At 43.6% G+C, this 2,646-nt stretch carries 2 protein-coding genes; both read right to left on the bottom strand.

The window, feature by feature from the left end:
* Nucleotides 1-437: Crp/Fnr family transcriptional regulator (locus J6I68_RS06980; RefSeq protein WP_292218871.1), on the bottom strand; the 437-nt coding region annotated here is incomplete at its 3' end.
* A gap of 103 nt (nucleotides 438-540) precedes the next feature.
* A partial coding sequence (locus J6I68_RS06975; protein WP_292218870.1) for an InlB B-repeat-containing protein occupies nucleotides 541-2,646 on the bottom strand: 2,106 nt, incomplete at its 5' end.

Genomic DNA, 2,646 nt, shown 5'->3' with positions numbered 1-2,646 from the left:
AGGTTATAGGAATTAACAAACTTCTTGATCTTGTCTGCAATACCAGGCTTTCTCTCTTCTCCTACAGGATAAAGCTCTCTGATAGTCACACATGCATCTGTGTAATCGTCTGTAAGTCTCTGAAGTCTCTCTCCAAGCTCTGAAAGAATAAACTTGATCTTGTCAGGTGATCCCTCAAAGTAGGATCTCATCTCATCGATAGTAACTTCAGTAAGATCTGTATCTTCAAGAGCAACAACGGTTGCACTTCTTGGGAATGCATCAATAAGAGCAAGTTCGCCAACAATATGACCAGCCCCAATCTCTGTGAGCTTCTGCTCAGTTTCTGTTCCGTAAGCAGCATATACGCCAACCTTACCTTTGACAATCTCAAAAAAGCTCTCGCCGTTATCTCCCTCGCGGAAAATAACTTCACCCTTACTAAATGTCTTGTTCATGTTCCGTTTCCTGCCTTTCGTTGTTGGTTTTTATATGATGTTTTAAGCGCTTTGCGCATGTATGTTTATACAAAATATTATAACACAGTTTTTCGAATATTAATTATCTTTTCGCCCTAATTCTTGCACTTCTCTTATACTTTACGAGATTTGCAAAACAGATAACTGCAAGAATAAGTGAAACAAATGCTATGATGCCAAATCTAAGGATCAGTTTATTGACATTTATGGCCTCATAGGCGATGGCATATTCAGAAAATCTGTCTGTTCTGAAGGTGATAGTATCTGGATCATCTCCAATGTCCTCAAGAACGTCTACCGCTCCATTGTGATTTCTTATAATAAAGAACTTTCTGCCGGCCTTTCGGTACTGCTCCGGAATTGGAACCACAACTTCAAGCTCAGAAGCTGTCTTGTTGATCACCGTTGTCTCGCCGCCCATGCTCTTCATGATAAGGAAGTCAAAATAAGTAACTGGCTTGTAGCCAACCTTTTTCTGCATCTGCTCCTTGACATTAGCATCTACAAAGGCGGAATTTTCGCTGATATCAATATTGAAGGCTACAGGAGTTCCTGTGAGTACTGCATACTTTTCATCAGCTGTAAGCGTTTCTGCGATGACATCCTCAAAATTTATCAAAGTAGGCTGCTGGTAATACAAAGCTACCGCTGTTTCCTGCTTATCCTGTGCATAGCTGTTGTTTACCGTGATCTGAAGTGTTCCATCTTCGAATGCCTCTCTCAGCATAGGAAGAACTGCATCATCATTTATGAGGATCCTCAAGGTATCTTCATCCAGGTCATGTCTTGCCATTACTGATCCAGCTGCAAGAGGAACTTCGGAATCTGCAATTTCCGTAGCCTCTGTATAGACATCGTCCTCGTATTCTTCACCGTCAAGTTCATCTTCCTTTTCAGGTACAGTTACATCTACAACCTGCTGCTCTGGTACTGCGCCGTCAGCTGCTGTAGCACCGTTGTACTCCGTCTGCTTTGGAGCCTCATTCTTTTTAGGTGTTGCAGCCTGTTTGGAATTTCCGGAAGCCTTCTGGTTACTTGCAGGAGCTGGTGCAGGTTTCTTTTCAAAGCTTGCTGTGATCGTATGCCCGCCCCTTATGTTGTTGAAGGTGTAGCTTGATGCTGCTCCAATATTCTTGCCATCAACCATGACTGCGGTGATATTATAATCAGCCTGCGGCATGATATTGTATGTAACGCTGCTGCCCTCTGCAACCACAAGGTCTCCACTTGGAACAATGCTTCCTCCCGCATTTGCAATGCCAGAAGTGAGCTTGTAGGTTGTGGCATTTTTCTTCATGAAATTAGCAACGATATTTACGTCATTCTTAATCTTGTCGATGGTGTACTTTTCATCTTTTGAAACCACCTGTCCGTTGATGGACCAGCCGGCGAACTCGTATCCGTCATAAGCTCTTGCCTTGACCTCTACCTTTGAGTTCTTGTTGTACTTGCCAGCACCCTCAACCTTACCTGTATCCTGAGGATTAACTGTGATGTTCACGTTGCATTTTTCCCTGTTAAATACAGCTGTAATGGTCCTGTCTGACGTAATATTGTTCAGCTCGATGGAAGAAGCTGTTGATATGGTCTTATTATTTTCAACAAATCCCGCAAAGCTGTAGCCGGAGTTAGCCTTGGCTGTTATGGTGTACTTTCCACCGTAAGCTACAGATCCGCTTCCTGTAACAGTTCCGCCGTTGGTGTCATTGACATTTGTCCTGATATAGCAGGCATTTCTTTCAAACTTCGCAACAAGGGTTCTGTCACCTGCGATGTTTGATACAGTAAAAGATCCGCTGTTTGAGATAATGTTTCCACCCTCGTACCAGCCTTTGAACACATAGTTGTTATTAGGCGAAGCAGATACTGTGCAGCTTCCTCCGGCTCTTACTGCTCCGCCTCCCGCTATGGCGCCGCCCTCTACAGGATCAGCCTTGACACTTACAATGTAGTCGACGCTTGCAATAGAAACCAGCGCTCTGTCACTAAATGAAGGATCCTGTTTTGATGTTGCCATAACTGCAAGAGAACTTGATGGTTCAGAAGAGGCAACAGTTAGCTTTCCATTTCCATCTATGGTTGTGTCAGCAGACTGATTGCCATAGATCGACCATGTAACTGATGGGTCATATCCATTGCCACCAGATACACTTGCATCAAACTGATAGCTCTTTCCCGCAGGAATAGT

Origin of the sequence: Butyrivibrio sp., assembly GCF_017940685.1 — a bacterium.
Lineage (GTDB): Bacteria > Bacillota > Clostridia > Lachnospirales > Lachnospiraceae > Butyrivibrio.
Note: the sequence above shows the minus strand (reverse complement) of the source record. Positions and strands in the feature narration are given on the sequence as shown.